The sequence below is a fragment of the Catellatospora chokoriensis genome (genome assembly GCF_011297315.1).
GTDB classification, from domain to species: Bacteria; Actinomycetota; Actinomycetes; order Mycobacteriales; family Micromonosporaceae; genus Catellatospora; species Catellatospora citrea.
In genome coordinates, this window is sequence record NZ_JAAOTI010000001.1 from 376,134 (window position 1) to 400,344 (window position 24,211).

Here is a 24,211-nt window from a genome sequence, read left to right on the forward strand (position 1 = left end):
GGGAACTGCGGCGTCAGGGCCGTCCCCGCCGGACAGATCGTCGATCACGCGGTGGGTACGGCCTGGCGGGCCGGCATCAGGTGGGCTCCGCCCTGGCACGGCCCAGGCCTGTAGCCAGAATGTACAGAATGTGTAAGTCATCTTCGTAGATTCGCCTCACCGTGCACATCAGCTCCATCCTCGGGGAGGGAATCCATGTCAAGGAGAGTCGGACGCGCGCTCCGCGCCATCGGCGTATCCGTCGCGATCGCCGTGGTCGGCGTCGGCGCCGCCGCGGCACCGGCCCAGGCGGCGTCACGCGACGGTGTCTGCGACAGCGGCGAGTTCTGCTACTACTACAACAGCGACTTCGCCGGGTCGGTCTCCGACCACGGTTCGTCGCTGGCCGACTACGGCGCCACCCAGCCGACGTGCTACGAGTTCAAGAGTGCCGGCAACGGCCAGGGCGTGTGCGTCAAGAACAACGCGGCGTCGGCGTGGAACCGCACGGGCTCCACGATCCGCGTGTACTACAACAGCGACTTCGGCGGCGCGACGCAGGACATCGCGTCGGGCGCGAAGGTAAACCTGAACGCCACGCTGAAGAACAACAACGCCTCGCACCAGCCCGCCCCGACCGGTGGCGGCGGCAGCTACCCCGCGAAGGACGACTACCCCTACCGCGGGCAGACGACCGGCGTCGACCCGTGGAACTTCTACAAGGGTCAGTGCACCAGCTTCGCGGCGTGGGCGGTGCGCAGCCGCCTGGGCGTCGACTTCCACAACTACTACGACGGCGTGCACTGGGGCAACGCGAACAACTGGGCCAACGCCGCCCGCAGCGCAGGCATCCCGGTGTACGGCAGCCCCAAGGCCGGTGACGTGGCGGTCCGCCTCGGCGGCACCTTCGGCCACGTCGCGTTCGTGACCAAGGTGAACAGCAACGGCACGTTCGAGGTCGACGAGTACAACTACAACGGCGGGTCGGCCTACAGCCACCGCACCGTGTCGGTCGGTACGGCCAACAGCCAGTTCTCCCAGTTCGTCCGCTTCAAGTGATCCTCACCGGGTGACTCTCGCCGAGCACCCGGACACAAACCGTGACGCGGCAGGTCCCCGGCTCGCTGGAGCCGGGGACCTGCCGCGTCACCACGACCACGGCGGCTGCGGAAAATTCGATGCGGACGCAACCCGGAGCGCGGGAACTTCGTGTTGTCGCCGTCCGGCCTGACAGGGCCGGTAGGACGGATCGGATGGACAGGGATGGAAACTCGATGAACGCAGCCGGGGCGGGCTCGGCGACGCCGACGCACGGCGCCCGCCGTGCTCCTGAGCGCTCACGGTCCGGAGGAACGGGCGACGAAGGGCGGCACCACGACTTCGACGAGTTGTATGCGGCGCACTTCACCTCGGTGACCACGCAGCTGTTCGCGTATCTCGGCGACCGGCAGGAGGCGCAGGACGTCACGCAGGAGGCGTTCTGCCGCGCGCTGCAGCGGTGGCGGGAGGTCAGCGCGTACGACGATCCGGTCGCCTGGGTGCGTCGTGTCGCCTGGAACCTGGCCACCTCGCACTTCCGGCGGTCCAGGGTCGCCGCCGCGTTCCGGCGCAGGCACCGGGAGGTGCACACCCCGGAGCCGAGCCCCGACCGGGTAGCCCTGTTCGCGGCGCTGCGCGCGCTGCCGCCACGGCCCCGCCAGGCGGTGGTGCTGCACTACCTGGCTGACCAGGCCATCGTCGACGTCGCCGAGTCCATGCAGGTGTCGACCGGCACCGTGAAGTCGTGGCTGCACCGGGCACGGGTCGCGCTCGGTGAGCAGCTGCAGTCCCCCGCGAACCCGGGCGCAGAGGAGGTCCGCAATGCCTGAGCAGACTGAGCACGAGCCGCTGGCCGACGCCTTCTTCCAGTTCCGGATGCAGGTGCCGGATGAGATCGTCGTGCCGGGGGTGCCGGCCGTACGCCGAGTCGTACGGCGGCGCCGCAACACTCGCGTCTCGGCCGTCGCGGCCCTGACCGCGCTCGTGCTGGCGGCTGGCGGCTACTCGGCGGCGCGGCTGGGCGCGGCGGCACCCGTCGAGCCGGCGGCACCGTCCACGAGCCCGTCTCCCACGGTGCTCGCGGGGCCGACGCTGAGTCCGGACCAGTTGCGGCAGCTCAGCGTGAAGGCGCTGGAGCGCCTGGGCATGAAGCCCGAGAAACTGCGCAGGGGTGCCGTGTTCGGACCGGTGGCCGCTGCCGACGCGTCCGGTCATGTGCTCGGCACCGCCGAGCACCCCCTGCCGGCGGGTAGATACACCCTGTTCGCCGTCTGCCGGGGTGTCGGCAGCCTCACCGTGACCTGGCGGGCTGACAGCGGTGAGGGCACCATGGACGCACCGTGCACCGACCCGTCCGACAACCGCAACTACAACGCGGCCGCACGTGTCGAGGTCAAGCTGCAGGCACCGGGGCTCATCACGCTGTCGGTGGCCGGCGACCAGCTGGCCCGCGCCCGTTCAGGGTTCGCGGTGATGGTGAACGACCCGTTGATGACCATCGCGGAGACCGCGCTGGCCCGACCCAGCGGCGACCAGACGGGCGGCGGCGACATGTTCACCGGCGAGAAGCTGGACACCAACGTGGATGCCAAGGCGGGCACGTACGCGCTGACCCTGACCTGTGCCGGAACCGGCACCATCAAGGCGACGCTCAGGATGGGCGATGCCGGCAGCACCAGGACGGTGCGCTGCTCCGAGCAGCCCTCGCCGATCACGATCACCATCACGTCGAAGCGTGACGCCACGCTGAAGGTGATGCTCGTACGCCCTCCGGAGGCATCGGCGGTGGCCGTCGCCTACTACATGGTGACCAAGTGAGCCGACCCGCGAGGTGATCACGACGGCGGCCTGATCACGGATCAGGCCGCCGTCCGGCCTTTCGCGACAGCGGGCGCCCCGAGCACGAGTCAGTCCCAGAGGTTGAAGAGCAGGTCGCCGACTGTCGTCGGCCGCCAGTATGCGATCTGCTTGATCTCGGCAGCGGCGAGGTCCGCGAGGTCGGCGCTGCCGAGCGGCTGTAGCAGCTCGTCGCGGGTGAGGATGCGAAGGTCCGACACCTCGCCGATGGCCTCGGCGAGCTCGGTTCGATCGAGCCAGTCGCGTGGGGCCTGGCCGGGGCGGGTGGGCTTGGCGAGAGCAAGCCAGGGAAGCAGGCCATGCCGCAGCACGGCGATCCTGTCGTCGGGATAGGTGATCGTCGCGGTGTGGAAGTTGGGTGTCGCGCCGAGGGGGATCAGCTCAGCGACGGCGCCGCCGGTCCGGCGGGCGGCGTGGTGGCAGACCGCTGCCAAGTCTTGGAGATCCTTCTTCGATTGGCGAGAGTCGGTGCCGAAGCCGGTCGCGCCGGGCGGCAACTTCATGATCGGTCTCCGTCCTCGCGGTCGGCACCGGTCGACGTGAGCCGGCACCGTCTCACGTGCCGGCTCGACCGGCGACGTCCGGGGCGATCTGTCCAGTATGCCCGAACTGGACTGTCACGCCGCGCCGACCTCTCCTCGTCCGGGCAGCGCGTCAGGCACGTGGTCTGCCTCAGCCGAGGTGCGGAACAGGGCTGTGCACAGCGCGGTCGCCGCGGTCGCCGTGCACAGCACGCCCGCACCGATCAGGGTCGCCGCCGAGCCGTACCCGGCGGCCGCCGTGGTCAGCGCCGCCGCGCCCAGCGGGGTCAGTGCCGAGTGCAGGGTCCAGAAGGCCGAGGTGACCCGGCCGAGCAGCGGGGCCGGGGTCACCTCCTGCCGCAGCGACATCGACACGATGCCCGCGACGGCGGTGCAGCCGAGCACCGCGGTCGCCGCGGCGGCCACCAGCGGCACCCGCCCGGCCAGCCCGATTCCGGCCATGGCGACGCCGCACAGCGCCCAGGCCCCGGTCCACGTCGGCGCGAAGCCGTACCGCCGCCGCAGCCGCGCCGCCGCGACCGAACCCACCAGCGTGCCCACGATGCCGACCGCGAGCACGTAGCCGACGGTGCCGTCGCTCTGGCCGAGGTCGTGTTTCAGCCGGTAGATCACCACATCGGTGAGGCCGAAGGTGAGGCTGCTCAGGACGGTCAGCAGCACCGTCAGCGGCCGCAGCACCGGATGCCGTGCGATGAACCGCGCCCCGGCCAGCAGCACGTCCATCGGCCGCGTGCCCGCCTCGGGGCGGCCGGACGCCCCGGTCGGCCGGAGGCGGAGCAGGAGCAGCACCGCGGCGGAGACGGCGAAGGTGGCCGCGTCGAGCGCGATCGCCGCGGTCGGGCCGAACCGTCCGGAGAGCAGCCCGGCCAGAGCCGGACCGACCAGGTATGCGGTCGACGACGCCGCGAACAGGCGGCTGTTGGCACGGGTGATCTCTTCGGCGGGCACCAGGCTCGGCACGACGGTCACGTGCGCCACCCGGAACACCATGCCGAAGGCGCTCGCCAGTGGCAGCACCAGGTAGAGCAGCCACACCTGCGGTCCGGCCAGCCAGGCCAGCGGGATGCTCGCGTACAGCAGCAGCCGGGCCAGGTCGCAGCCGACCAGCAGCCGCCTGCGGTCGAACCGGTCCACGACGACGCCGGCGAACACGCCAGTCACCAGTGCTGCCGCGCCGCCGAGCGCGGTGACCGCGCCCATCTGCGCGACGGAGCCGGTGGTGTGCAGGACGAGCAGCGGGATCGCGACGTACGAGAACGAGTCCCCGAGCGCGGACAGTGTCTGCGCGACCAGCAGCGGCCACAGGCCGCGCCTGCCCTCAGGCCCCGACGGTGTGCTCGTCCCTGCCGCTGTCAGCGCCGCCTCCCCCGCCGTTGCCTGCCGCGAACCTATCCGCGGGCCGCGCGGCAGCGGTAGCGGGCATGCGGGCAGGGCCGCATGCCCGCACGCCCGGCCGACCTGGCCTGACGGCCCAGCTCAGCCGCTGGTAGCCGTCAAGAAGGGCACCTTCTACAACGCATGGCGAGGTGAAGGTGCCCTTGCTTTCAGACGAGGGCCTGCCACCAGGGGTCGAGGGCGGGCGGGGCCGCGGCGTCGACGCGTTCGCCGGGGCGGGGGACGGCGAGGTTGACGTCGCGGGCCTTCGCTTCGGCCCAGAGGCGGTCGACCGGCTCGGCCCACGGGTGCAGGGCCAGGTTGAAGGTGGCCCAGTGGACGGGGATGAGCAGGTCGCCGCGCAGGTCGAGGTGGGCGGCGACGGCCTCCTCGGGGAACATGTGGATCTCGGGCCAGCCCTTGTCGTACGCGCCGATCTGCATCAGCGTGGCGTCGAACGGGCCGTGCCGCTCGCCGATGGCGGCGTAACCGTCGAAGTAGCCGGAGTCGCCGGTGTAGAACACCCGCCGCTGCTCGCCGGCGATGACCCACGAGCTCCACAGGGTGCCGTTGCGACGCAGGGTGCGGCCGGAGAAGTGGCGGGCCTCGGTGGCGGTCAGGGTCAGACTGGCGACGTCGGCGCTCTCCTCCCAGTCCAGCTCGATGATCCGGTGGTCGGGCACGCCCCAGCGCTCCAGGTGCGCGCCCACGCCCAGCGGCACCAGGAACGGGGCCTGCTGGCTGCGGGTCAGCGCCTGCACGGTGGGCATGTCGAGGTGGTCGTAGTGGTCGTGGGAGATGACGATCGCGTCGACACGCGGCAGGTCGGCCAGCGCCACGGGCATCGGGTGCAGGCGCTTCGGGCCGATGCCGGGGGTCGGCGAGCACCGGTCGCTCCACACCGGATCGAGCAGCACCCGCGCGCCCTCGATCTCGACCAGCACGGTGGCGTGGCCGTACCAGGTCAGGTGCAGCCCGTCGGCGGACGTCGCGGGCTCGCCGGTGACCAGCGGCACCGGGGCGCTCGGCCGGCGGCGCTCGCCGCCGGTGAGGAACTCACGCACGCTGGGGCGGCTCTCGCCGCCGACCATGGTGCGGGTGGGCGTGCTGTTGCGGAAGGAGCCGTCGCGGAAGTGCGGCGACTGGCGTACCCGCTCGGCGCGGGCTCCGCTGGGTGTCGCGCCCAGTGCGGCGAGGATGGCGGGCATCTCGGTGTCCTTAGTGGTCGGTTGGTCGGTCAGACGGGGAAGGTGACGCCGGTGAGCTGAAGCGACTCCTGCCAGAGGCGGCGCTGGGCGAGCTTGTCGTGCGAGCGGGCGGTGGAGCCGACGCGCTTCGGGAATCCTTTGACCTCCCCGAGACCGTCCGGTCCGTAGTATTCCCCGCCGCGCGCGAACGGGTCGGTCGCCGCGCGCAGGGTCGGCAGCGCGCCACGCTCGGCGCTCTGGGTGACCAGCGGGCCGAACACCGGGTTGAGGAACCGGATCAGCGGCGGGGAGTTGCGCATGAGCTCGGTGCCCGCGCCGCCGGGGTGGGCGGCGAGCGCGACGGTGTGCGCGGCGGCGGTCTCCAGGCGGCGCTGCAGCTCGTACGTGAACATCAGGTTGGCCAGTTTCGAGGCCGCGTAGGCGCGGTGGCGGCCGTACGAGCGCTCGGACTGCAGGTCGTCGAAGTCGAGTTGCCCCGTGCGGTGGCCCATGCTGCTGATGGTGACCACGCGGGAGCCGACGACCGGCAGCAGCCGGTCGAGCACCAGGCCGGTGAACGCGAAGTGGCCCAGGTGGTTGGTGCCGAACTGCAGCTCGAAGCCGTCGGCGGTGGTGCTGCGCGGCGTCCACATCACGCCGGCGTTGTTGACCAGCAGGTCGATCTCAGGGTGGCGGCCGCGCAGCTCGGCGGCGGCCTCGCGGATCGACGCGAGCGAGGACAGGTCCAGGCGCAGGAACTCGACGCGGGCCCCGGGGGTCGACGCGGTGAGCCGGGCGAGCGCGTCCCCGGCCCGGTCGGGGTTGCGGCAGGCCAGGACCACGGTCGCGCCGCGGCCGGCGAGCACCTTGGCGGCCTCGAAGCCGATGCCGGTGTTGGCACCGGTGATCACGGCGACCCGGCCGGTCTGGTCGGGCACGTCCGTGGCGGTCCAGCGGCCCGCCGTGGTGGCTGTGGCGTTCATGGCGTCTCCTCGGAGTGCATATAATCGGAACGTGCGCCCCACTTACTATACGGAACGTGCGCCCCGGTTAGCCAGTGACCCACGTCTCCCCCGCCGGGCAGCACGATGACCGGCGAGACCGCACGGCCGCTGCGCGCCGACGCCCGCCGCAACCGCGCCAAGGTGCTACAGACCGCTTACGAGGTGTTTGCGGCCGAGGGGCTCGGCGTGCCCATCGACGAGATCGCACGGCGGGCCGGGGTCGGCGCGGGCACCGTCTACCGGCACTTCCCCACCAAGGAGGCGCTGTACCAGGCGATCGTGGTGGCCCGGGTGGAACACCTGGTGAACACTGCCCGCGAGCTGGCCGAGACCACGGACCCCGGGGAGGGATTCTTCAGCTTCTTCGACCTGATGACCACCGCCGGCGCCACCGACAAAGGCCTGGTCGACGCGCTGGCCGGGGAAGGCTTCGACATCGAGGCCGCGATGCCCGAGCACGAGCAGGCGTTCAAGGACGCGATGGGGGAACTGCTGGTACGCGCACAGGCCGCGGGCGCGGTCCGCGCCGACGTCACCGTCGCCGACGTGAAGACCCTGATGGTCGGCTGCCAGGCCATGCAGCGGTATGGCGGCGACGCCGCACCCGCCCGCGTGCTCGAGGTCGTACGCGAAGGGCTGCGGCCCGCCCGCTGAGTGCCCGCCCCGCAGCCACGGCCGCGCCGGCCCGGGGAGACACTGCCGGACCTGTGACCTGCGCCGCGCAGGATAGGTTCGGCTGATGAACGACTACGAGCACGTCGACGTGGACGGGGTACGGCTGGCGTACCGGGTGTGGGGCGAGCCGGACGCGCCGCCCATGGTGCTGCTGCACGGGATCGGCGGCGGCGGGCCGGGTGACTGGGACACCGTCGCGGAGCAGCTGGCCGACCGGTGGCGGGTGTACGCCGTCGACCAGCGCGGCCACGGCCGCGGCGACCGGACCTCCGGCTACGCGATCGACCTGCTCGTGGCCGACGTCGCCGGGCTGCTGGACGCGCTCTGGCTCAAGCGCGTCGCCCTGGTCGGGCACTCCCTCGGCGGCGTGGTGGCCTACCTGTTCGCGGCCCGGTTCCCGGAACGGGTCGACGCCCTGGTGGTGGAGGACGCGGGGCTGATGTACCCGCGCACCCCGGTGCCGCCGCAGCGGCCCGCGGGCGAGTTGTCGTTCGACTGGGACGCGGTTTTGGCGCTGCGGTCCCAGATCGACGAGCCCGACCCGCGCTGGCGGGACGAGGCGCGCGGCATCACGGTGCCGACGCTGCTGATCTCCGGCGGACCGGCGAGCTACGTGCGCCAGGAGACCATCGCCGAGCTGGCCCAGGCCCTGCCGCACGGTGAGCTGACCGTCATCGACGCCGGGCACATGGTGCACCAGGAGCGGCCGGCCGAGTTCGTCGCCGCCGTGCGCGGGTTCCTCACCTCCCGTACGTGACGAAGTCCTGGTCGTCGTCGGGCGGGTTGCCCAGGCGGCAGATCCGGCCGTACTTGGCCAGGACCAGGCGGCCGTCGCGGGCGTCGGACTCGTCGTCGAACACGTGCAGCACGTTGTCGTCGTCCTTGACCCGCCAGCCCTGACCGCCGCCCATGTCATTGACCTGCAGGTTGCCCCGGTCATATGACGAGCACGCGTCGTCCTCGCCGGGGATGGCGGTGCTCCGGCCGGAGGAGTCGCGCCAGTAGTCGAAGACGTAGGCGTTGGCGTCCTCGCGGCCGTTGCCGCGTCCGATGAAGCAGTGCCGCTTGTAGCGTTTCGCCAGCGCCAGGCCCTGGTCGCCGACGTTGCCGTCGGGGCCGCCGTGCAGCCGCGCGACGACCTTCGAACCGTCCATGACCTGGTGGATGCCGGCCGCGTACTGCACGGTCAGGTTGTTCGGGTTGTAGGAGACGCAGTCGGCCGGCGACGGCCAGGACGGCGCGGCGGGCGACGGGCGGGCCGAGGAGCGCGCCGGCGACGGGGCGGCGGATGCGGACTCGACGGGGGCGGCAGTCGGGCTGACCACGGTGGAGAACGTGGGCGCGGTGACCGGATCGCCCTCGTCGGAGCCGCAGGCGGTGCCGGCGGCCAGCACGCAGGCGGCGGCGAGAAGCAGGCGAAGGGTACGGCGCATGCCGGGAGCCTAGGCGCGCCCGCCCGCCACCTCAGTCGCCTAACCGTCCCTCCACCGATCCGCGCCAATCCGACACCACCGCTGCCGCGCCGCGACCGGGCGCGCCACCGCCGAAGACCACCGGACTTGCCTGGCAGGTGGGCGAATCGCGCTTCAAGATACGCACAGGTGCCAGGCAAGTCCGGTGACCTTGCGCCGCCGCGGCCGCAGGGCGGGGCGGGACGGGTCAGTTCATGCGGGCGATCTGGATCAGGTTGCCGCAGGTGTCGTCGAGGACCGCGGTGGTGACCGGGCCCATCGACGTCGGCGGCTGGGTGAAGACGACGCCGAGCTTGGTCAGGCGCTCGTACTCGGCGTGCACGTCGGTCACGGCGAACGAGGTGAACGGGATGCCGTCGTCGACCAGGGCCTCCTTGAACGGCTTGGCCGCCGGGTGCTGGTCGGGCTCCAGCACCAACTCGACGCCGTCCGGGTCCTCCGGAGAGACGACGGTGAGCCAGCTGAACTCGCCCATCGGGACGTCGTTCTTCTTCACGAAGCCGAGCACGTCGGTGTAGAAGGCCAGCGCCTTGGCCTGGTCGTCGACGAGGATGCTGGCAAGGTGGATCTTCATGGGTTCTCCTGCGGCTTGTCACGGATCCAGCGCTCGGCGATCTGCGCGAGCGGGCGGGTGTCGAGGGTGTGGAACTTGTAGCGCCCCTCGCGGCGGGTACGTACCAGGCCGGCGGCCTCCAGCAGCTCCAGGTGCTGGGAAACCGCCTGCCGCGACGAGGTGAACTGGTGTTTCGTGCCCAACCGGGCGCAGATCTCGAACAGGGTCTGGTCGTCCCGCTCGGCCAGCTCGTCGAGGATGTGCCGCCGGGTCGGATCGGCCAGTGCCTTGAAGACGTCACCCACGTCAGCCACTATAGGCAAGTAATCACTTGCCTATCAAGTCGCCCGCCCGACACCGGGCCCGGGGCTCACCTCCCGGAGTCCGGCCACCTGGTCCGATAGGTTGCCGGGATGGTGATCTTCGAACCGGGTGAGCTGGTCTGCGTCCGCCACTTCCAGAACCGGCAGATCGGCGGGCTGTACCCGATGCGGGCGGTCCGCCACGACGAGCGCGGCCTGCTGCTGTGGTGCAGCCGCGGCACGTCCGGCTGGCACCTGAATCGTCTGGACGATCTCACGATGGCGCAGGTCCCGCTCGCGGAGTGGGTCACCGGCCCCAAGCGCCCGATGGCCTTCGTGGCCCGGCACAGCGTGCTGTCCTGGCACGCCACGGGCGCCGACTACTCGATCCGCTGGTTCTTCGACGCCGACGGGCACTTCCGCAATTGGTACGCCAACCTGGAGCGCCCCGGCGTCGCATGGCGCGACGACCACCTGGCCGGACTCGACACCGCCGACTGGGACCTCGACATCTGGGTCGAGCCCGACCGCACGTGGCGCTGGAAGGACGAGGACGTGTTCGCCGAGCGGCTGACCCAGCCCGAGCACTACTGGGTCGAGGACGAGGCCCGGGTGCGCCGGGCCGGGCGCGAGGTGATCGACCTGATCGAAGCGGGCGCGTTCCCGTTCGACGGCACCTGGTGCGACTTCCGGCCCGACCCGGCCTGGGGCGCGGAGACCGCCGACGAGCCGCCGCCCGGCTGGGAGCGCCCGCGGAGCTGGTGACCACGGGCGGCGCCCGCCCCGGGCCTGCGGTTCCGGAGAAACTGCGGGAACCGGATGGCCGAATGCTGCAGTTTCCCGAAATTGGGCACCCACGGCGACCGCTCCCTCAGCGGGCGAAGATCTCGTCGAGAAAGGACAGGCGGGCGGCGTCCTGGACGGCTTCGCCGCCCTCGTGGCCGTTGAACGGGTACACCTCGATCCGCTTAGGTCCCGCGTAGCGGTGGTAGGCGGCGTAGACCGTCGACGGCGGGCAGCTGGCGTCCATGTGCGCGACGCTGAACAGCGCGGGAGCCGTCGCCCGCTCGGCGAACAGCACGCCGTCGCTGTAGGACAGCGTGCGGAACACCTGTTCCTCGTGCCCGCGGTGCACCGCGAGGTATGCGGTGACCTCCCGGTACGGCCCGGCGGTGGCCAGCTCGGCCCCGCGCCGGTGGTCGCACAGGAACGGCACGTCCGGCGCGACGGCGGCCAGGTCCGGCACCAGCGCCCCGACGGCCAGGGCCAGCCCGCCGCCCTGGCTCTCCCCCGTGACCGCGACCCGTGACGCGTCGACCAGCGGGAACGCGCGGGCGGCGGCGACCGCGCGGACCGCGTCGGTGATGACCCGGCGGTAGTAGTGGGTGCCGGGGTCGAGCACGCCGCGGGTCATGAACCCGGGATGCTGCGGTCCGGTTCCCACGGGGTCGGGGGTGTCGCCGTGGCTCCAGCCGCTGCCCTGGCCGCGTACGTCCATGCGCAGGTGGGCGTAGCCGGCGGCGGCGTAGAGCAGGCACTCGTGCGCCAGCCCGCGGCCGCCGCCGTAGCCCGGGAACTCGACCACGCAGGGCAGCGGCTCGGTGGTCCCGGCGGGCAGGGCCAGCCAGGCCTTGACGGGATGCCCGCCGAACCCGGCGAAGGTGACGTCGTGGACCTCGATCGCGCGCCGCCACGCGGGCGTGAAGCTCGCGTCCAGCGCGAACGCGTCCGAGTCGGCCAGCGTGCGCGCCCAGTGCTCGTCGAAGTCGTCCGGCGCCCGCAGCGCGCTGCGGTACTCCCCCGGGTTCGGCTCGGTGATCGGCATGGCTATCCCTTGAGGCCCGTGTGGGCCAGGCCCTCGATGAACTGGCGTTGCGCGATCACGAACACCACCAGCACCGGCAGCGCCGTCAGCGACGCCGCGGACAGCTGGATGTCCCACATCGGGCCGCCGTACGCGTCGACGAACTGGGTCAGCGCCTGCGGCAGGGTGAACATCTCCGAGCTGGACAGGAACACGATCGGTTCCAGGTACAGGTTCCAGCTGTGCAGGAAGGTGAAGATGGCGACCGCGCCCAGGGCCGGGCGGGCCAGCGGCAGCGCGATAAGCCGGAAGATCGCGAAGCGGCCGAGGCCGTCGACCTTCGCCGCCTCCTCCAGCTCGCCGGGCAGGGCGAGGAAGAACTGCCGCATGATGAACGTGGCCAGCACGCTGGGCGCGCCGAGGATCGGCACCAGGATCAGCGGCCAGTGCGTGTCGACCATGCCCCAGGCGTCGAACATCTTGAACAGCGGCACGATGGTGACCTCGCTCGGGATGAGCAGGCCGACCAGGATGACCACGAACCAGGCGTTCGCACCCTTGAACCTGATCCGCGCGAACGCGTACCCGGCCAGCGATGACACCGCGAGCGTGCCGATCGTGACCAGCGCCGCGATGTACATGCTGTTGACGTACTGCCGGGCGAACGGCTGCAGCTCGAACGCCTTGGCGTACGCGTCGAAGCTGACGTCGGTCGGCCACAGCGTCGGCGGGAAGGCGAAGATGTCGCCGACCGGCTTGAGCGACGAGGTCACCATCCACCAGGTCGGGAACAGGAACGGCAGCGCCAGCAGGCACAGCACGCCGTACACGGCGGTCTTGGCCCTACGACTCATGGAACACCCACTTCCGGCGCATACGCCACTGGACCAGGGTCAGCAGCAGCACGATCGCGAACAGCAGCACGGACAGGGTGGCCCCGTATCCGAAGTGGTGGAACTGGAACGCCTGCTGGTAGAGGTAGTAGACGAGCACCGTGGTGGAGGTCCCCGGGCCGCCCTGGGTGAGCACGGCGATCTGCGCGAACACCTGCAGCGAGCCGACCACCGTGATGATCGACGTGAGCAGGATGGTCGGGCTGATCATCGGCACGGTGATGCTGAGGAACTGCCGGCGCCGGCTGGCGCCGTCGACGGTGGCGGCCTCGTACAGGTTGGCGGGCACGCCCTGCAGCGCGGCCAGGAACAGCACCATGTTCAGGCCGACGTTCTTGACCACCTGCACCACGATCACCGCGATCATCGCGGTGCCCTCGCCGCGCAGCCAGTTCGGCCCGTCGATGCCGACGGTCTCCAGCAGGCCGTTGATGCCGCCGTTGTCCTGGAGCAGGAAGCTCCACACGATGGTCCAGGCGACCAGGCTCACCACGACCGGCGAGAAGAACACCGTCCGGAAGAACACCGTGCCGCGCAGCCGCTGGTTGAGCAGCACCGCCAGCAGCAGCGCCAGGCTCAGGTTCAGCACCACCAGCCCGGCGGAGAAGAAGCCGGTCGCGACCAGCGCGTCGGCGAGCTTCGGGTCGTCGGCGAGCGCCTGGTAGTTCTCGCCGCCGACGAAGGTGAACGTGTCGGCGAGCACGTTCCACTCGTGCAGGCTGTACCAGAACACCAGGCCCAGCGGCACGAACACGAACAGCACCGAGCCGATGAGCTGGGGGGCGATGAACAGGTAGCCGGCGAGGGTGTCGCGCCGGCTACCCGTCCAGAAGCGAGTGCTCACTTGGCCAGTAGGGGGTTGATGGCCGAGCAGACGCCGCCGAGGACCGCCTTGACGTCGGCGTCGGGCTTCCACAGCGGGTCGAGCGCGGCCCGCACCGCCTGGGCGATCTCGGCCTGGCCGGTGTGGCTGGGCTTGACGACGCCGCTGGAGATGCCGTCGATGACGACCTGCTGCAGCTGCTCGGGTTTGAGCAGCGGGTTCGTCTTGGCGAGGGTCTCGGCGGTGAGCAGTGAGGTGCGCGGCGGCGGGAAGTACGCGGCGAGCTTGGCGGAGTTGGCGGGGTTGGTGAAGAAGGCGAGGAAGTCGGCGGCGACGTCGGCGTTCTTGCCCTTCTTCAGCGCGCCCAGCCCGGCCTGGCCGATGACGGCGTACTCGCCCTTCGGGCCGGTCGGCAGCGGGACCAGGTCCCAGCCGAACTTGGCTTCCTTGAGCAGGGACGCCCGCGAGATCTGGGTGATCGTCATGGCGGCCTCGCCGGCGAAGAAGTCGGCGGTGGTGCCGGGGCCGGGCAGCGCCTTGCCAGTGAAGATCGCGTTGTGCAGGAACGTCATCGCGTCGACCATCGGCTGCTGGTCGAACCCGCAGCCCTTGCCGTCGGCGGTCCACGCCTGCGCGCCCCAGCCGGTCCAGACGGTGGACAGGTTGTCCCAGTTCTTGTAGTCGAAGTCGCGTACGACCAGACCGGCCTTGCCGCTCTTGGCCGACGACGCCGCCGCGACCGTCACCGCCTTCTCCCAGGTCCACTGGTTGGCGGCGATCAGCTCGGCCGGGGTCTGCTGCCCGGCGGCCTTGACCATGTCGGTGTTGACGAACACGCCGAACGGCGAGGTCGAGAACGGGTAGGCGAACAGCTTGCCGTCGGCCTTCCACAACTTCGTCGCCGAAGCGCTAAGGTCGGCGGCGTTGTAGCCCTCGGCCTTGCCCAGCGTGTCGTCGAGCGGCACGAGCGCGCCGGAGTTCACGAAGTCCGGGGCCGAGTTCTCCAGCAGCCAGGCCAGGTCCGGGCCGTTGCCGCCGGCGATCTGGGTGGTCAGCGTGGTGGTGTAGCTCTCGAACGGGATCGGGTCGAACTTGACCTCGGTGACCCGCGGGTTCTTCGCCTTGTAGGCGTCGGCGATCTCGTTGAACAGCTTCAGGTGCGCCTCGTTCGAGGACCACACCGTCATGCGCAGCGACACCGGACCGGTGCTCGGCTCCTCCGCACCGCCACAGGCGGCCAGTCCGAGGGCGAGCGCGCCGGCCGTCGCGGCGGCGAGCAGTGCGCGTATCTTCATCGATAACTCCAACTCAAGGTGGCCGGTCAGTAGCCGGAGACGTCGGGCCAGCGCAGTTGCACGCCGTCCCGGATGAGCTGTGCCTGGAACCCGGACAGGTGCTCCGGGGTGTTGCGCACGCCGCGCGGCGACTGGCCGTTGTTCAGGCAGTACGCCGCGAGCGCCCCCGCCACCTCGCCCACGTTCCACTCGACCGGGTGCAGCCGGTACGAGCCGTTGGTGATGTGCGTGGTGCCGATGTTCTTGCCCGCGGGCAGCAGGTTCTCCATGCGGCGCGGGATGAGCGCGCCGAGCGGGATCTCGAAGGGACACGAGCCGACGTCGATGTAGTTGTCGCCGCCGGTGGAGGGGTGCAGGTCGATGCGGTACATGCCGACCCCGACCGCGTCGGGGTACTCCACCGCGCCCTTGTCGCCGCGTACGGCCAGCGACAGGTCCTGCTCGACGACGGTGTACTCGGCTCGGACGCGCCGTGACTCCCGGATGTAGGGAGCCATGGCCAGGCCGTCGGTGCCGCCGGTGACGTCGCCGCGCAGCCGCAGGCCGGGAAAGCCGGCCTCGGTCTGCAGCCAGTAGAGGACCGACAGCGACAGCTGCTTCGCGTTGGCGAGGTGCATGTCGGCGTCGGGGACGTCGATGACCGGGCTCTCGAAGTAGTCGATCATCGGCCAGTTGACCAGGCAGATGTCGCTCTCATAGGCGCCCGGCGTGAACAGCTTGCGGGCCGCGATGCGGCGGAACGTCCACAGGTTGCCGTCGCCGGGGTTGACCCGCTGGTCGGCGACGACCGACAGCGGGTCGTCGTCGGGGTTCGGGGTGAAGCTGCGCTCGCTGATGGCCAGGGTGCGCGGGTTCGGCGAGCGGAACGACAGCAGCCGGTCGCCCCAGAAGTCCGGCTGGTAGGAGCGCCAGAAGTCGTACTGCGCGGGCTTGTCGACGGTGTGGTCGCCGTCGACATGGTCGATCGCGAAGCACACCGACACGGCCTGCATGTTCATCGGCTGCGCGGCGTCCGGTGCGCTCGGCTCACCGGTCTCGTGCTGCGACTCGAAACCGGTCACGTACTCGGTGCCGGTCAGCGGGAGCAGCTCGCCGGTCTCGGTCGCGTCCAGGGTGTACGCCGCCTCGACGGTGAGCCGGTCGCCGGTGCGCACGTGCTCGACGGTCACGGTGGTGACCCGGTCGCCGTCGGTGTCGGCGGCCACCGGCCGGTACGGCTGCAGCACCGTCAACCGGCCCGACGACCGGTACGGCGCCAGCATCGACTCGATCACCGCGACGGCGACGCGGGGCTCGTGGCACAGCCGGCTGACGTGGCCGCCGCCCGGGTTCAGTTCTCGCCACGCCCTGGCGGCGGGGATCAGCGGGTAGTTGGCCCGGTAGTAGTCGCGGATGGCCTCGCGCAGCGCGCGGTAGCTCGCGGTCACGCCGAACTGCTCGACCCAGCTGTGCTCGTCCGGCGGCACGGCCTGGCTGGTCAGCTGCCCGCCGAGCCAGTCGTACTCCTCGGTGAGCACCACCCGGCGCCCGGCCCGCAGCGCGCCCAGCGCCGCGGCCACCCCGCCGAGGCCGCCCCCGACCACCAGAATCTCGGCCTGCATCAGTTACCTCTTTCGGTGAGCGTCTCGCCGGGCACGACCTCGCACGGCAGCAGCCGCTGCCGCGCGCCGGGCGTGCCCTCGATCAGGGCGGTCAGGACCTCGACGGCCTGCGCGCCCATGGCCTGGCGCGGTATGCGCAGGCTGGTGAACTCCACCGCGGTCGGCAGCGCGGCCCGGGTCGGTTCCCCGAGCGTCGCCACCGACAGCGCGACTCCGCGTGCGCGGGCCAGCTCGAACAGCGCGACCCCGTCGGCGTGCTCCTCGGCGATCACCGCGGTGATACCTGCGGCCAGCGCGGCATCGAGCACGGCGGCGGTGTCGCGCGCCGCGGTCGCGGCCTGCTCCGACAACGCGCCGCGACCTGGTCCCCGGGCCGGCCGCGCGTCATGTCGTTGCGAGTCGGCGGCCGCCTGCTCGCCGGGTGCGGGCGTGCCGCCGCCGGGACCGCCGGACACCGGGGTCGGGAAGTGGCCGCCGAAGACCCCTGCCGAGGCGACCGCGTCGCGGAACCCGCGGCCACGGTCGGCCCACGACTCCGGCCCCGCGCCCAGGCCCAGGTAGGCGAGCCGGTCGTGGCCCAGGTCCACCGCCCGGCGCACTATCTCGGCCGTCGCCGCGGCGTAGTCCGCGCCGACGTAGGGCACCGGGCCGCCCGCGTCGTCACGACGGCCGATCGAGACGAACGGGATCTCCTCGGCGAGCAGCCGGGCCAGGTCGGCGCGGTCGATGGTGCGGCCGAGCAGGATGCTGCCGTCGGCCAGCCGCAGCCGGTTGTCGCCGTGGAAGATGCGCCGCCGCCCGTCGACCACCGGCGTGCTGGTCATCAGGAGCAGGTCGCAGCCGAGCACCTCGGCCTGCTGCTCGATGCCGACCAGGAACGGGTGGTAGAAGTCGCTGTTCGCGCTGGGGAACACCGGCTCGTACGTGAACACGCCGATGATCCGGTTGTGCCGCGCGGCCAGCCGCCGGGCGATCGGGTCGGCCACGTAGCCGGTCTCGGCGATGGCCCGCAGCACCTTCTCGCGGGTCTCGGCCGAGAGCTTGACGTCGGCGTCGGACCGTCCGTTGAGGACGAGCGAGACGGTCGCCTGGCTGACGCCGGTCATGCGGGCGATGTCCTGCTGGGTCACCCGCCTGCGGGCTCCGGTCACGGTGCGTGTCCAATCCTCGGGCTAATGCGCATTAGTTGTTTCGGTGAGATGAGATCCTGCGGCCTTTCGGGCGCTTCGTCAAGGCCCACAACGAAAATCGCCCGCGCCGAAGTTCCTGAACTAATTCGTATTAGCCCCTTGACGCCCGGACGCCGCGAGCCCGAGACTCACCGTTACTTTCGGTTATATCCATCGATGGGAAGGACCACCGATGAAACCGCTCCTCAATCGCCGGCAACTGCTGGTCGCGGGCGCAGCCGCGGCGGCAGGCGGGCTCACCGGGACGGCACTGGGCAGCCCGGCCCACGCCGCGCCCGCGGGATTCCCGACGTACCAGTACCTCGGGACCCCGTTCAACAAGGCCAACCTGCGCTACAACCCCACCGGTGAGCTGATCTTCCCGTGCATCCGCGGGGTGTACGACAAGATCGCCTCACCGCTGGGCAGGTACTACCTGTACTACGCCCCGCACGACGCGCCCGGCGGCATCTGCCTGGCCTACGGCAACTCCCTGAGCGGCCAGTTCACCGAGTACCCGAACAACCCGATCATCTCGAACAACTGGGCTCCGCACTACGCGGTCAGCCACGTGTCGAGCGCGCACGTCATCTGGAACGCCGCGAACAGCAAGTTCTACCTGTACTTCCACGGCGAGAACAACACCACCCGGATGGCCTGGTCCACCGACGGCGTGCACTTCACCTACTTCGGGCGGGTGCTGCACACCGGGGTCATCCCCAACTGCACCGAGACCTCGTACGCCCGCGTCTTCGAGCACACCGTGCCCGGCCTGGGCAACAAGTACGTGATGGTGTTCATGGGCGTCACCAACGGCACCCGCAAGATCTTCTGGGGCTGGTCGAACGACGGCAAGACCTTCTCCTTCGACCCGACACCGCTGGTCACGCCCGGCCCCGACGGGCAGGTCGACATCGCCGCGCCGCACGTGCTCAAGCGCAACAACACCACGTACGTCGTCTACCACGGCAACGGCGGCGACATGTACCTCACCGAGGTCGGCAACAGCTTCGACCGCGAGGTGCACCTCGGCGTATTCCACTACGCCATGGACGGTGGGCCCGACCGGGGCCGCAGCGCCGCCGCGAGCTTCGGCACCGACGGCGGCGTGGAGTACATGTTCTACGAGGCCGGCCCACGCCTCGACGCGACCATCGCGGTGGCCAGGGCCGTCTGACGGCTCGGGGCGTGAACGCCGTTTCCGGTCGGAATCTGTGGTCGGACACCACGTTCTGACCGGAAACGGCGATCTCCTTTCCGACCGCGCGGGATTCGACACTCCCAGCGCGGGTACGGTCCTGGCGTGACCCCCGACTCCTGGTTCCTGTCCGCCGACGAGCGCGGCAACCCGGCCACCGGCATCGACCGACGCCGCGCCGACGGCCTCGCCTGGAGCCGGGGAAACCTGGCCCGCCCGCTGGTGCACGGGGCGACGTACTTCAGCACGCTCGTCGACGTGCTCCACGGCACGCAAGCCGGGGACGTCGTCATGTTCACCGACTGGCGCGGCGACCCGGACGAGAAGCTCGACGGACCGCGCACCCAGGTCACCAAGGTGCTCGGCGACGCCGCACGGCGCGGAGTCCAGGTGTACGGCCTGCTGTGGCGCTCGCACCCGGACTGGCTGCATTTCAGCTCCCCGCAGAACCGCCAGCTCGCCGAGGAGCTGCAGGCCGCCGGCGCGCACGTGCTGCTCGACATGCGGGTCCGGTTCGGCGGCTCCCACCACCAGAAGCTCTTCGTGGTACGCCATCCCGGCCGCCCCGAACGCGACGTCGCCTTCGTCGGCGGCATCGACCTGTGCCGCGGCCGCAACGACGACGCCGCACACGGCGGCGACCCCCTCGCCCCGCCGATGGCCGAGGTCTACGGGCCGAACCCGCCCTGGCACGACATCCAGCTGGAACTGCGCGGACCCGCCGTCGGCGACGTCGAGCACGTCTTCCGGGAACGCTGGAAGGACCCCAGCGCACTGTCCCTCAACCTGATCGACTGGATCCGAGACAAGCTGTCCCGGCTGCGCACCGAGGTCCCCGCGCTGCCCGCGCCGCTGCCCGACCCGCCCGCCCGCGGCCCGCACAGCGTGCAGACCCTGCGCACCTACCCGCGGCGGCGGCTCGGGCGCTACCCGTTCGCGCCGCGCGGCGAGCGCAGCATCGCCCGCGGTTACCTCAAGGCGCTCGCCCGCGCGCAGCAGCTCATCTACGTCGAGGACCAGTACCTGTGGTCGGCGCGGGTGATCCGGCCGTTCGCGCAGGCCCTGCGGGACAATCCGGAGCTGCGGCTGATCTGCGTGGTGCCGCTCGCGCCGGACGCCGCCTCCCCCGCCGTCTCCCGGGCCGAGTCGTGGGGGCGCAAGCAGGCCATGAAGGTGCTCGGCAAGGCGGGCGGCGACCGGGTCGCGGTGTACGGCCTGGAGAACGCCGCCGGCACGCCGATCTACGTGCACGCGAAGTCCTGCATCGTCGACGACGCGTGGGCGACGGTCGGGTCGGACAACTTCAACCTGCGGTCCTGGACCTACGACTCCGAACTGACCTGCGCCGTGGTGGACGAGTCGGCCGACCCGGCGTACGCCCGGGACCTGCGGTTGGAGCTGATGAGCGAGCACCTCGGCGGTGACGGGCCCGACCCGCGGCTGCGCGCTGCGCGGACCGCGTTCGACCTGTTCGCGGCCGCGGCGCGGGAGCTGGACGACTGGCACGCGTCCGGCCGGGCCGGCCCGCGCCCGCGGACCCGGCTGCGCCGCTACCAGCCGCCGAAGGTGCGCGGCTGGCGGCAGCTGCCCGCCCGGCTCGTCTACGAGCTGATCTGCGACCCGGACGGACGGCCCAGCACCATGCGCGTGCGCAACCGCTTCTGAGCGCTCACCAGTACGCCGTGCTGCCGAACGCCTCCCGGCGCGGGCGGCGCAGCACACCCGGTCGCAGCACCGCCTCGAACACCGCCACCTGGTACGGGCACGAGTCGCTGGGCTGTGCCAGCCATTCCCGCACCGGCACGCCCGGCACCACCTCGGCCGTGGCCCACCACTGGTCGCGGTGCTCCTGCCAGAATGCGTCGTCGAACCCGATGTCGAGCACCCGCACCCGCCGGACGCCGGACACGGCTTCCTCGACGAGACCGTCGTCGTCGGCGGCGTCCCGGCGAGCCAGGGCCTGCTCCATGCCCTCGTCGTCGCCAGCCTCGTCACCGTCGGCAAGTAGGCGCAACACGAACCGCCGCGCGGCGTCCCGGCTCTCCTGATCGGCTGCGTGGGGCGGCAGGCCCGCATCGGGATGCACGGTCACGCACTCGACCAGGACGACCGGTTCGTGCCCCAGCACCCGGGCAAGGTAGAGAGTGCTCATCCAGCAGAGTATGGCCGAGGCCGTCGCCCCAGGGGTCGAGCGGATCTCCATTATCGTCTTGCCGCATGACCGACAAGCCCCTGTCCGACGCCCTGGTGGCACATGCCGAAGTCCAGAACGCGGAGACCTTCGAACGGCGGCATGATCGCCACGTGACCTTCGAAGAGCCAGTATCGATCGACCTGACCGAGGCCGAACGCCACCTGCTCGTCCGCGGCTTCGGCGAGTGGGGCGGGCCTGCCCATGCCACTGACGCACTCGCGGTGGCAATGGGCTTTCAGGCAGTCGCGGACATGTACCAGCAGACCGACCGCCTCAGGGCGGCCATCAAGGCTGGACATCCGCTCAGCCGGCAGGATTGGCGACGGTCGCTGCTCGCTACTGAGATCGTCTTCGCCAGCGACATCTTCGGATCGGGATATGAGTGGTCGACCACCACCGGCCTGTCCGACGAGGAGACGATGAGAACCCTGCGGCGACTGCAGCACAAACTCGCGATGCAGGCGCGCGTGCACAACGTCTGACCGGCCGGCGCACGGTACGTCCGCACGGCGATCTCCATACGCCGTTGAGCGGACGTTCTCGGCGGGTTCAACCGGGATGTCTAACGTCCGGGTCGATTACCCGTTCGAGGAGGATTCATGACACGTCTGCCCCGGCTGGCCCTGACCGGCCTGACCGTGCTCACCCTGGCGGTCGCCCTGCCCACCGGCGGTTCGGCGGCCCCGGCCGAGGCGGAGCGGTCCGGCGACTTCGGGCCGGCCGTGCTGACCGGCTTCGCCAAGCTGCCCGCGCTGACCTTCGTGCCCGCCAGCGACCCGTCCGGTTCGCTGCTCGGCACCGCTCCGGTCAACGGCGTCACGCCGCCGTTCGCCGACCAGCCCGTGCAGGGCTTCAGCGGCATCGCCCGCAACGGCGACGGCAGCTACGACGTGCTGTCGGACAACGGCTACGGCAACATCAACAACAGTGGCGACTTCGTGCTGCGCATCCAGCGCCTCATCCCCGACTTCGGCACCCGTGCCGTCGACGCCGTCGGCGGGATCAACCTGACCGACCCGTCCGGCTTCGTATCGTGGCCGCTGACCCGCGCCGACCGCGTGCTGACCGGCGCCGACTTCGACGTCGAGTCGATCGTCAAGGCCGAGGACGGCAGCTACTGGATCGGCGACGAGTTCGGTCCGTACCTGCTGCACCTCGACCGGGCCGGGCGGCTGCTGGCCGCGCCGGTGCCGCTGCCGGGCGTCAACGCCCCGGAGAGCGCCGCCCGGCTGGGCGTGACCGCGAACCTGGGCAGCAGCAAGGGCTTCGAGGGCATGGCCGCCTCGGTCGACGGCAAGTACCTGTACCCGCTGCTGGAGGGCACGGTCAGCGGTGACACCGCGGGCGCCCTGCGCATCAACCAGTTCGACCGCGGCGCGAACGCGTACACCGCCAAGCGCTGGACGTACCAGCTGGAGTCGCCCGCCAACGCCATCGGCGACTTCATCGCCGTCGACAAGCAGCGTTTCCTGGTCATCGAGCGGGACAACAACCAGGGCGACGCGGCCGCGTTCAAGAAGATCTACCTCGTGGACCTGGCCGACCGCGACCGGAACGGCCAGGTCGACAAGACGCTGGTCGCCGACCTGCTGAACATCGCCGACCCGAAGCACCTGGGCGGCACCGCCGGCACGTTCCGCTTCCCGTTCCAGACGATCGAGGACGTGCTCATCCTCGACAACCGGACGCTGGCCGTGCTGAACGACAACAACTTCCCGTTCTCGTCCGGCCGCACCGCAGGCCGCCCGGACGACAACGAGTTCATCACCATCCGGCTCGACCGCTCCCTGCACGCCGACCACCGCGTGCTCGGCTGACGTGCCATGGCCGGGCGCGGGTCCTGCACGGATCCGCGCCCGGCGCCGCGGGCGCACGCGGCGCGGCGGTACGCTCCTCACCGGCGACGCGGGAGGGCGCATGGGGACCTGGGGCAGCGGCAACTTCGACGACGACACCGCGGCCGATCACCTGTCGATGGTGACCGACCGGCTCATCACCGAGGTGGCCGAGGCGATGTCCGGCGATCCCGTCCGGATCGAACCCGACGAGTACTGGGGCGTCGCGGTGCCGTGCAACCTCGAACTGCTCCACCTCATCGCACAGCAGGGCCTTGTCGGCGCCTGCCTGCCCGATCCCGAGGTCATCGCCGATTGGAAGGCGCGATACCTGGCCGTGTGGGACGCGACCATCGATGGGCTGGAACCGAAGCCCGCCTACAAGGAGCAGCGGCGGGCCGTCCTGGTCCGGACCTTCGACCAGCTGTCCGAGCTGGCCGAAGAGGATCGTGCCTAGTCGGCGACGTGTATGACGATCTTGCCGCGGCGTTTGGCCTCCAGCGCCTCGTAGCCTGACCGTGTCTCGGCCAGCGGCAGCACGCGGTCCAGCACGGGCCGCACCCGGCCGTCGTCGACGAGCTCCGCGATCGAGCGCAGCCCCTCCCGGTCGGGTTTGACGATGAAGTAGGTCGCGCGCACCCCGTGGCGGGCAGCCTCCTCCTGGTCGGGCGGGGTGGAGATGGCGACCAGGATCCCGCCCGGTTTCAGGACCGGCCAGGCTCGCGCCTGCGCGTCCGCACCGGCGAGGTCGACCACCACGTCAACGTCGTGGACATGGTCCTCGAGGCGTTGGTCCTTGTAGTCGATGACCTGCTCGGCGCCGAGTCCTTCGACGAACTCCAGGTCGGCGGCCGCCGCCGTGGCGCTCACCTGCGCGCCGAGTGCGGCGGCGAGCTGCACCACGTACATGCCCACGCCGCCCGCGCCGCCCTGGATCAGCACATGCTGACCGGCCTGCAGCCCTGCGTGCTCCCGCAGGGCCTCCCAGGCGGTCAGCGCAGCCAGGGGCAGCGCCGCCGCGTGATCATGGTCGACGGTCCGGGGTTTTTTCGCCACGACGGCGGCGGGCACGGTGACGTACTCGGCGGCCGCCCCGTTGCGGTTGAACGGGATCAGCCCGTATACGGCGTCGCCGACGGCGGGGCCGTCCACCCCCGGCCCGGTGGCCGCGACGATCCCGGAGAACTCATGAGAGGGGATGACCGGCGTGCGCTCGGGTCCCGACCCGTCCGAGGTGTATGTCCAGGTTTCCGGCCAGGTGAGCTCCTGGGGTGTCATGGACGCGGCCTTCACGGCGACCAGGACCTCGTCCGGTCCCGGCTCGGGTCGCGGTGCCTGCTCGTACACGAGCTGCTCCGGGCCGCCCCTGGCGTGAGCTCTCACGGCAAACATCGTGTTCATCCGCCCGGCGCTCCT

Annotated in this window: 26 protein-coding genes; 11 read left to right on the forward strand and 15 right to left on the reverse strand. The window is 71.1% G+C overall.

Annotation, left to right across the window (positions count from 1 at the left end):
* Positions 1-195: 195 nt before the first annotated feature.
* From HAV39_RS01660 to HAV39_RS01670, 3 genes are all read left to right on the forward strand, one after another.
* Positions 196-1,038, forward strand: coding sequence for a CHAP domain-containing protein (locus tag HAV39_RS01660; RefSeq protein WP_191837342.1), 843 nt, complete (start codon positions 196-198; stop codon positions 1,036-1,038).
* 194 nt (positions 1,039-1,232) lie between these two features.
* Positions 1,233-1,847: a SigE family RNA polymerase sigma factor gene (locus tag HAV39_RS01665; protein WP_239120696.1), complete on the forward strand. Its 615-nt coding sequence runs from the start codon at positions 1,233-1,235 to the stop codon at positions 1,845-1,847.
* Entirely contained in the window at positions 1,840-2,835 is a 996-nt protein-coding gene (locus HAV39_RS01670; protein WP_191837343.1) for a DUF6023 family protein, read from the forward strand. Before HAV39_RS01665 ends, HAV39_RS01670 begins: the two co-directional genes overlap by 8 nt.
* Before the next feature lie 89 nt (positions 2,836-2,924).
* Here HAV39_RS01670 and HAV39_RS01675 read toward each other — a convergent pair whose 3' ends face one another.
* The 4 genes from HAV39_RS01675 to HAV39_RS01690 form a co-directional block, all read right to left on the reverse strand.
* On the reverse strand, positions 2,925-3,377 hold the full coding sequence (locus HAV39_RS01675) for a hypothetical protein (protein WP_191837344.1): 453 nt from the start codon (positions 3,375-3,377) through the stop codon (positions 2,925-2,927).
* A gap of 114 nt (positions 3,378-3,491) precedes the next feature.
* The gene (locus HAV39_RS01680) at positions 3,492-4,847 is read right to left on the reverse strand and encodes an MFS transporter (RefSeq protein ID WP_191837543.1); all 1,356 of its coding nucleotides are present in this window, start codon (positions 4,845-4,847) and stop codon (positions 3,492-3,494) included.
* Between the two features lie 113 nt (positions 4,848-4,960).
* Positions 4,961-5,998 (reverse strand): MBL fold metallo-hydrolase, encoded by a 1,038-nt coding sequence (locus tag HAV39_RS01685; RefSeq protein WP_191837345.1) that lies wholly within the window; start codon positions 5,996-5,998, stop codon positions 4,961-4,963.
* Between the two features lie 29 nt (positions 5,999-6,027).
* Positions 6,028-6,960: an SDR family NAD(P)-dependent oxidoreductase gene (locus HAV39_RS01690; protein WP_191837346.1), complete on the reverse strand. Its 933-nt coding sequence runs from the start codon at positions 6,958-6,960 to the stop codon at positions 6,028-6,030.
* A 105-nt stretch (positions 6,961-7,065) separates the two neighbouring features.
* On the opposite strand from HAV39_RS01690, the gene HAV39_RS01695 reads away from it, so the two are divergent.
* Together HAV39_RS01695 and HAV39_RS01700 are read left to right on the forward strand one after the other, a co-directional pair.
* Positions 7,066-7,635, forward strand: a complete 570-nt coding sequence (locus HAV39_RS01695) for a TetR/AcrR family transcriptional regulator (protein ID WP_191837347.1) — start codon at positions 7,066-7,068, stop codon at positions 7,633-7,635.
* A gap of 85 nt (positions 7,636-7,720) precedes the next feature.
* On the forward strand, positions 7,721-8,413 hold the full coding sequence (locus HAV39_RS01700) for an alpha/beta fold hydrolase (RefSeq protein ID WP_191837348.1): 693 nt from the start codon (positions 7,721-7,723) through the stop codon (positions 8,411-8,413).
* On the opposite strand, the gene HAV39_RS01705 is transcribed toward HAV39_RS01700, so the two are convergent.
* From HAV39_RS01705 to HAV39_RS01715, 3 genes are all read right to left on the reverse strand, one after another.
* The gene (locus HAV39_RS01705; RefSeq protein ID WP_191837349.1) at positions 8,397-9,089 is read right to left on the reverse strand and encodes a hypothetical protein; all 693 of its coding nucleotides are present in this window, start codon (positions 9,087-9,089) and stop codon (positions 8,397-8,399) included. The genes HAV39_RS01700 and HAV39_RS01705 overlap by 17 nt on opposite strands.
* A gap of 226 nt (positions 9,090-9,315) precedes the next feature.
* The gene (locus HAV39_RS01710; protein ID WP_191837350.1) at positions 9,316-9,702 is read right to left on the reverse strand and encodes a VOC family protein; all 387 of its coding nucleotides are present in this window, start codon (positions 9,700-9,702) and stop codon (positions 9,316-9,318) included.
* Complete coding sequence (locus tag HAV39_RS01715) at positions 9,699-9,995, reverse strand: ArsR/SmtB family transcription factor (protein ID WP_239120697.1); 297 nt, start codon at positions 9,993-9,995, stop codon at positions 9,699-9,701. The genes HAV39_RS01710 and HAV39_RS01715 overlap by 4 nt, the downstream gene beginning before the upstream one ends.
* Before the next feature lie 99 nt (positions 9,996-10,094).
* Between HAV39_RS01715 and HAV39_RS01720 the strand changes: the two genes are divergently transcribed.
* On the forward strand, positions 10,095-10,748 hold the full coding sequence (locus tag HAV39_RS01720) for a ribonuclease FAU-1 family protein (RefSeq protein WP_239120698.1): 654 nt from the start codon (positions 10,095-10,097) through the stop codon (positions 10,746-10,748).
* A gap of 106 nt (positions 10,749-10,854) precedes the next feature.
* Here HAV39_RS01720 and HAV39_RS01725 read toward each other — a convergent pair whose 3' ends face one another.
* The 6 genes from HAV39_RS01725 to HAV39_RS01750 are packed head-to-tail and all read right to left on the reverse strand — an operon-like array spanning position 10,855 to position 17,550.
* On the reverse strand, positions 10,855-11,808 hold the full coding sequence (locus tag HAV39_RS01725; protein ID WP_191837351.1) for an acetylxylan esterase: 954 nt from the start codon (positions 11,806-11,808) through the stop codon (positions 10,855-10,857).
* 2 nt (positions 11,809-11,810) lie between these two features.
* Positions 11,811-12,641 carry a carbohydrate ABC transporter permease gene (locus HAV39_RS01730; RefSeq protein WP_191837352.1) on the reverse strand — a complete coding sequence of 277 codons (831 nt, stop codon included), beginning with the start codon at positions 12,639-12,641 and terminating at the stop codon, positions 11,811-11,813.
* Complete coding sequence (locus tag HAV39_RS01735; protein ID WP_191837353.1) at positions 12,631-13,524, reverse strand: carbohydrate ABC transporter permease; 894 nt, start codon at positions 13,522-13,524, stop codon at positions 12,631-12,633. The genes HAV39_RS01730 and HAV39_RS01735 overlap by 11 nt, the downstream gene beginning before the upstream one ends.
* Complete coding sequence (locus HAV39_RS01740; protein ID WP_191837354.1) at positions 13,521-14,798, reverse strand: ABC transporter substrate-binding protein; 1,278 nt, start codon at positions 14,796-14,798, stop codon at positions 13,521-13,523. The genes HAV39_RS01735 and HAV39_RS01740 overlap by 4 nt, the downstream gene beginning before the upstream one ends.
* Before the next feature lie 26 nt (positions 14,799-14,824).
* A complete protein-coding gene (locus tag HAV39_RS01745) occupies positions 14,825-16,399 on the reverse strand; it encodes an FAD-dependent oxidoreductase (RefSeq protein ID WP_191837355.1) in 1,575 nt (524 codons plus the stop codon).
* Positions 16,399-17,550, reverse strand: coding sequence for a LacI family DNA-binding transcriptional regulator (locus HAV39_RS01750; protein ID WP_203736351.1), 1,152 nt, complete (start codon positions 17,548-17,550; stop codon positions 16,399-16,401). Before HAV39_RS01750 ends, HAV39_RS01745 begins: the two co-directional genes overlap by 1 nt.
* A 211-nt stretch (positions 17,551-17,761) precedes the next feature.
* On the opposite strand from HAV39_RS01750, the gene HAV39_RS01755 reads away from it, so the two are divergent.
* Both HAV39_RS01755 and HAV39_RS01760 read left to right on the forward strand, forming a co-directional pair.
* Entirely contained in the window at positions 17,762-18,745 is a 984-nt protein-coding gene (locus HAV39_RS01755; protein ID WP_191837356.1) for a hypothetical protein, read from the forward strand.
* Positions 18,746-18,871: 126 nt separating this feature from the next.
* Positions 18,872-20,431 (forward strand): phospholipase D family protein, encoded by a 1,560-nt coding sequence (locus HAV39_RS01760; protein WP_191837357.1) that lies wholly within the window; start codon positions 18,872-18,874, stop codon positions 20,429-20,431.
* A 4-nt stretch (positions 20,432-20,435) separates the two neighbouring features.
* Here HAV39_RS01760 and HAV39_RS01765 read toward each other — a convergent pair whose 3' ends face one another.
* Complete coding sequence (locus tag HAV39_RS01765) at positions 20,436-20,918, reverse strand: hypothetical protein (protein ID WP_191837358.1); 483 nt, start codon at positions 20,916-20,918, stop codon at positions 20,436-20,438.
* Between the two features lie 65 nt (positions 20,919-20,983).
* Here HAV39_RS01765 and HAV39_RS01770 point away from each other — a divergent pair, with 65 nt between their 5' ends.
* The 3 genes from HAV39_RS01770 to HAV39_RS01780 all read left to right on the forward strand — a co-directional run bounded on the left by HAV39_RS01770 (position 20,984) and on the right by HAV39_RS01780 (position 23,252).
* On the forward strand, positions 20,984-21,442 hold the full coding sequence (locus HAV39_RS01770; RefSeq protein ID WP_203736352.1) for a hypothetical protein: 459 nt from the start codon (positions 20,984-20,986) through the stop codon (positions 21,440-21,442).
* Between the two features lie 117 nt (positions 21,443-21,559).
* Complete coding sequence (locus HAV39_RS01775; protein ID WP_191837359.1) at positions 21,560-22,777, forward strand: esterase-like activity of phytase family protein; 1,218 nt, start codon at positions 21,560-21,562, stop codon at positions 22,775-22,777.
* Positions 22,778-22,877: 100 nt separating this feature from the next.
* A complete protein-coding gene (locus HAV39_RS01780; protein ID WP_191837360.1) occupies positions 22,878-23,252 on the forward strand; it encodes a DUF4259 domain-containing protein in 375 nt (124 codons plus the stop codon).
* Here HAV39_RS01780 and HAV39_RS01785 read toward each other — a convergent pair.
* On the reverse strand, positions 23,249-24,178 hold the full coding sequence (locus HAV39_RS01785; RefSeq protein WP_203736353.1) for an NADP-dependent oxidoreductase: 930 nt from the start codon (positions 24,176-24,178) through the stop codon (positions 23,249-23,251). The two genes, HAV39_RS01780 and HAV39_RS01785, sit on opposite strands and share 4 nt — an antisense overlap.
* Positions 24,179-24,211 lie beyond the last annotated feature (33 nt).

Bases quoted from the DNA above. Each gene is read 5' to 3' on its own strand.
- HAV39_RS01740 (WP_191837354.1), bottom strand. From the start codon at position 14,798: ATGAAGATACGCGCACTGCTCGCCGCCGCGACGGCCGGCGCGCTCGCC.
- HAV39_RS01775 (WP_191837359.1), top strand. From the start codon at position 21,560: ATGACACGTCTGCCCCGGCTGGCCCTGACCGGCCTGACCGTGCTCACC.
- HAV39_RS01745 (WP_191837355.1), bottom strand. From the start codon at position 16,399: ATGCAGGCCGAGATTCTGGTGGTCGGGGGCGGCCTCGGCGGGGTGGCC.
- HAV39_RS01685 (WP_191837345.1), bottom strand. From the start codon at position 5,998: ATGCCCGCCATCCTCGCCGCACTGGGCGCGACACCCAGCGGAGCCCGC.
- HAV39_RS01665 (WP_239120696.1), top strand. From the start codon at position 1,233: ATGGACAGGGATGGAAACTCGATGAACGCAGCCGGGGCGGGCTCGGCG.
- HAV39_RS01765 (WP_191837358.1), bottom strand. From the start codon at position 20,918: ATGAGCACTCTCTACCTTGCCCGGGTGCTGGGGCACGAACCGGTCGTC.
- HAV39_RS01670 (WP_191837343.1), top strand. From the start codon at position 1,840: ATGCCTGAGCAGACTGAGCACGAGCCGCTGGCCGACGCCTTCTTCCAG.
- HAV39_RS01675 (WP_191837344.1), bottom strand. From the start codon at position 3,377: ATGAAGTTGCCGCCCGGCGCGACCGGCTTCGGCACCGACTCTCGCCAA.
- HAV39_RS01730 (WP_191837352.1), bottom strand. From the start codon at position 12,641: ATGAGTCGTAGGGCCAAGACCGCCGTGTACGGCGTGCTGTGCCTGCTG.
- HAV39_RS01660 (WP_191837342.1), top strand. From the start codon at position 196: ATGTCAAGGAGAGTCGGACGCGCGCTCCGCGCCATCGGCGTATCCGTC.
- HAV39_RS01770 (WP_203736352.1), top strand. From the start codon at position 20,984: ATGACCGACAAGCCCCTGTCCGACGCCCTGGTGGCACATGCCGAAGTC.
- HAV39_RS01700 (WP_191837348.1), top strand. From the start codon at position 7,721: ATGAACGACTACGAGCACGTCGACGTGGACGGGGTACGGCTGGCGTAC.
- HAV39_RS01705 (WP_191837349.1), bottom strand. From the start codon at position 9,089: ATGCGCCGTACCCTTCGCCTGCTTCTCGCCGCCGCCTGCGTGCTGGCC.
- HAV39_RS01725 (WP_191837351.1), bottom strand. From the start codon at position 11,808: ATGCCGATCACCGAGCCGAACCCGGGGGAGTACCGCAGCGCGCTGCGG.
- HAV39_RS01690 (WP_191837346.1), bottom strand. From the start codon at position 6,960: ATGAACGCCACAGCCACCACGGCGGGCCGCTGGACCGCCACGGACGTG.
- HAV39_RS01695 (WP_191837347.1), top strand. From the start codon at position 7,066: ATGACCGGCGAGACCGCACGGCCGCTGCGCGCCGACGCCCGCCGCAAC.
- HAV39_RS01755 (WP_191837356.1), top strand. From the start codon at position 17,762: ATGAAACCGCTCCTCAATCGCCGGCAACTGCTGGTCGCGGGCGCAGCC.
- HAV39_RS01780 (WP_191837360.1), top strand. From the start codon at position 22,878: ATGGGGACCTGGGGCAGCGGCAACTTCGACGACGACACCGCGGCCGAT.
- HAV39_RS01710 (WP_191837350.1), bottom strand. From the start codon at position 9,702: ATGAAGATCCACCTTGCCAGCATCCTCGTCGACGACCAGGCCAAGGCG.
- HAV39_RS01720 (WP_239120698.1), top strand. From the start codon at position 10,095: ATGGTGATCTTCGAACCGGGTGAGCTGGTCTGCGTCCGCCACTTCCAG.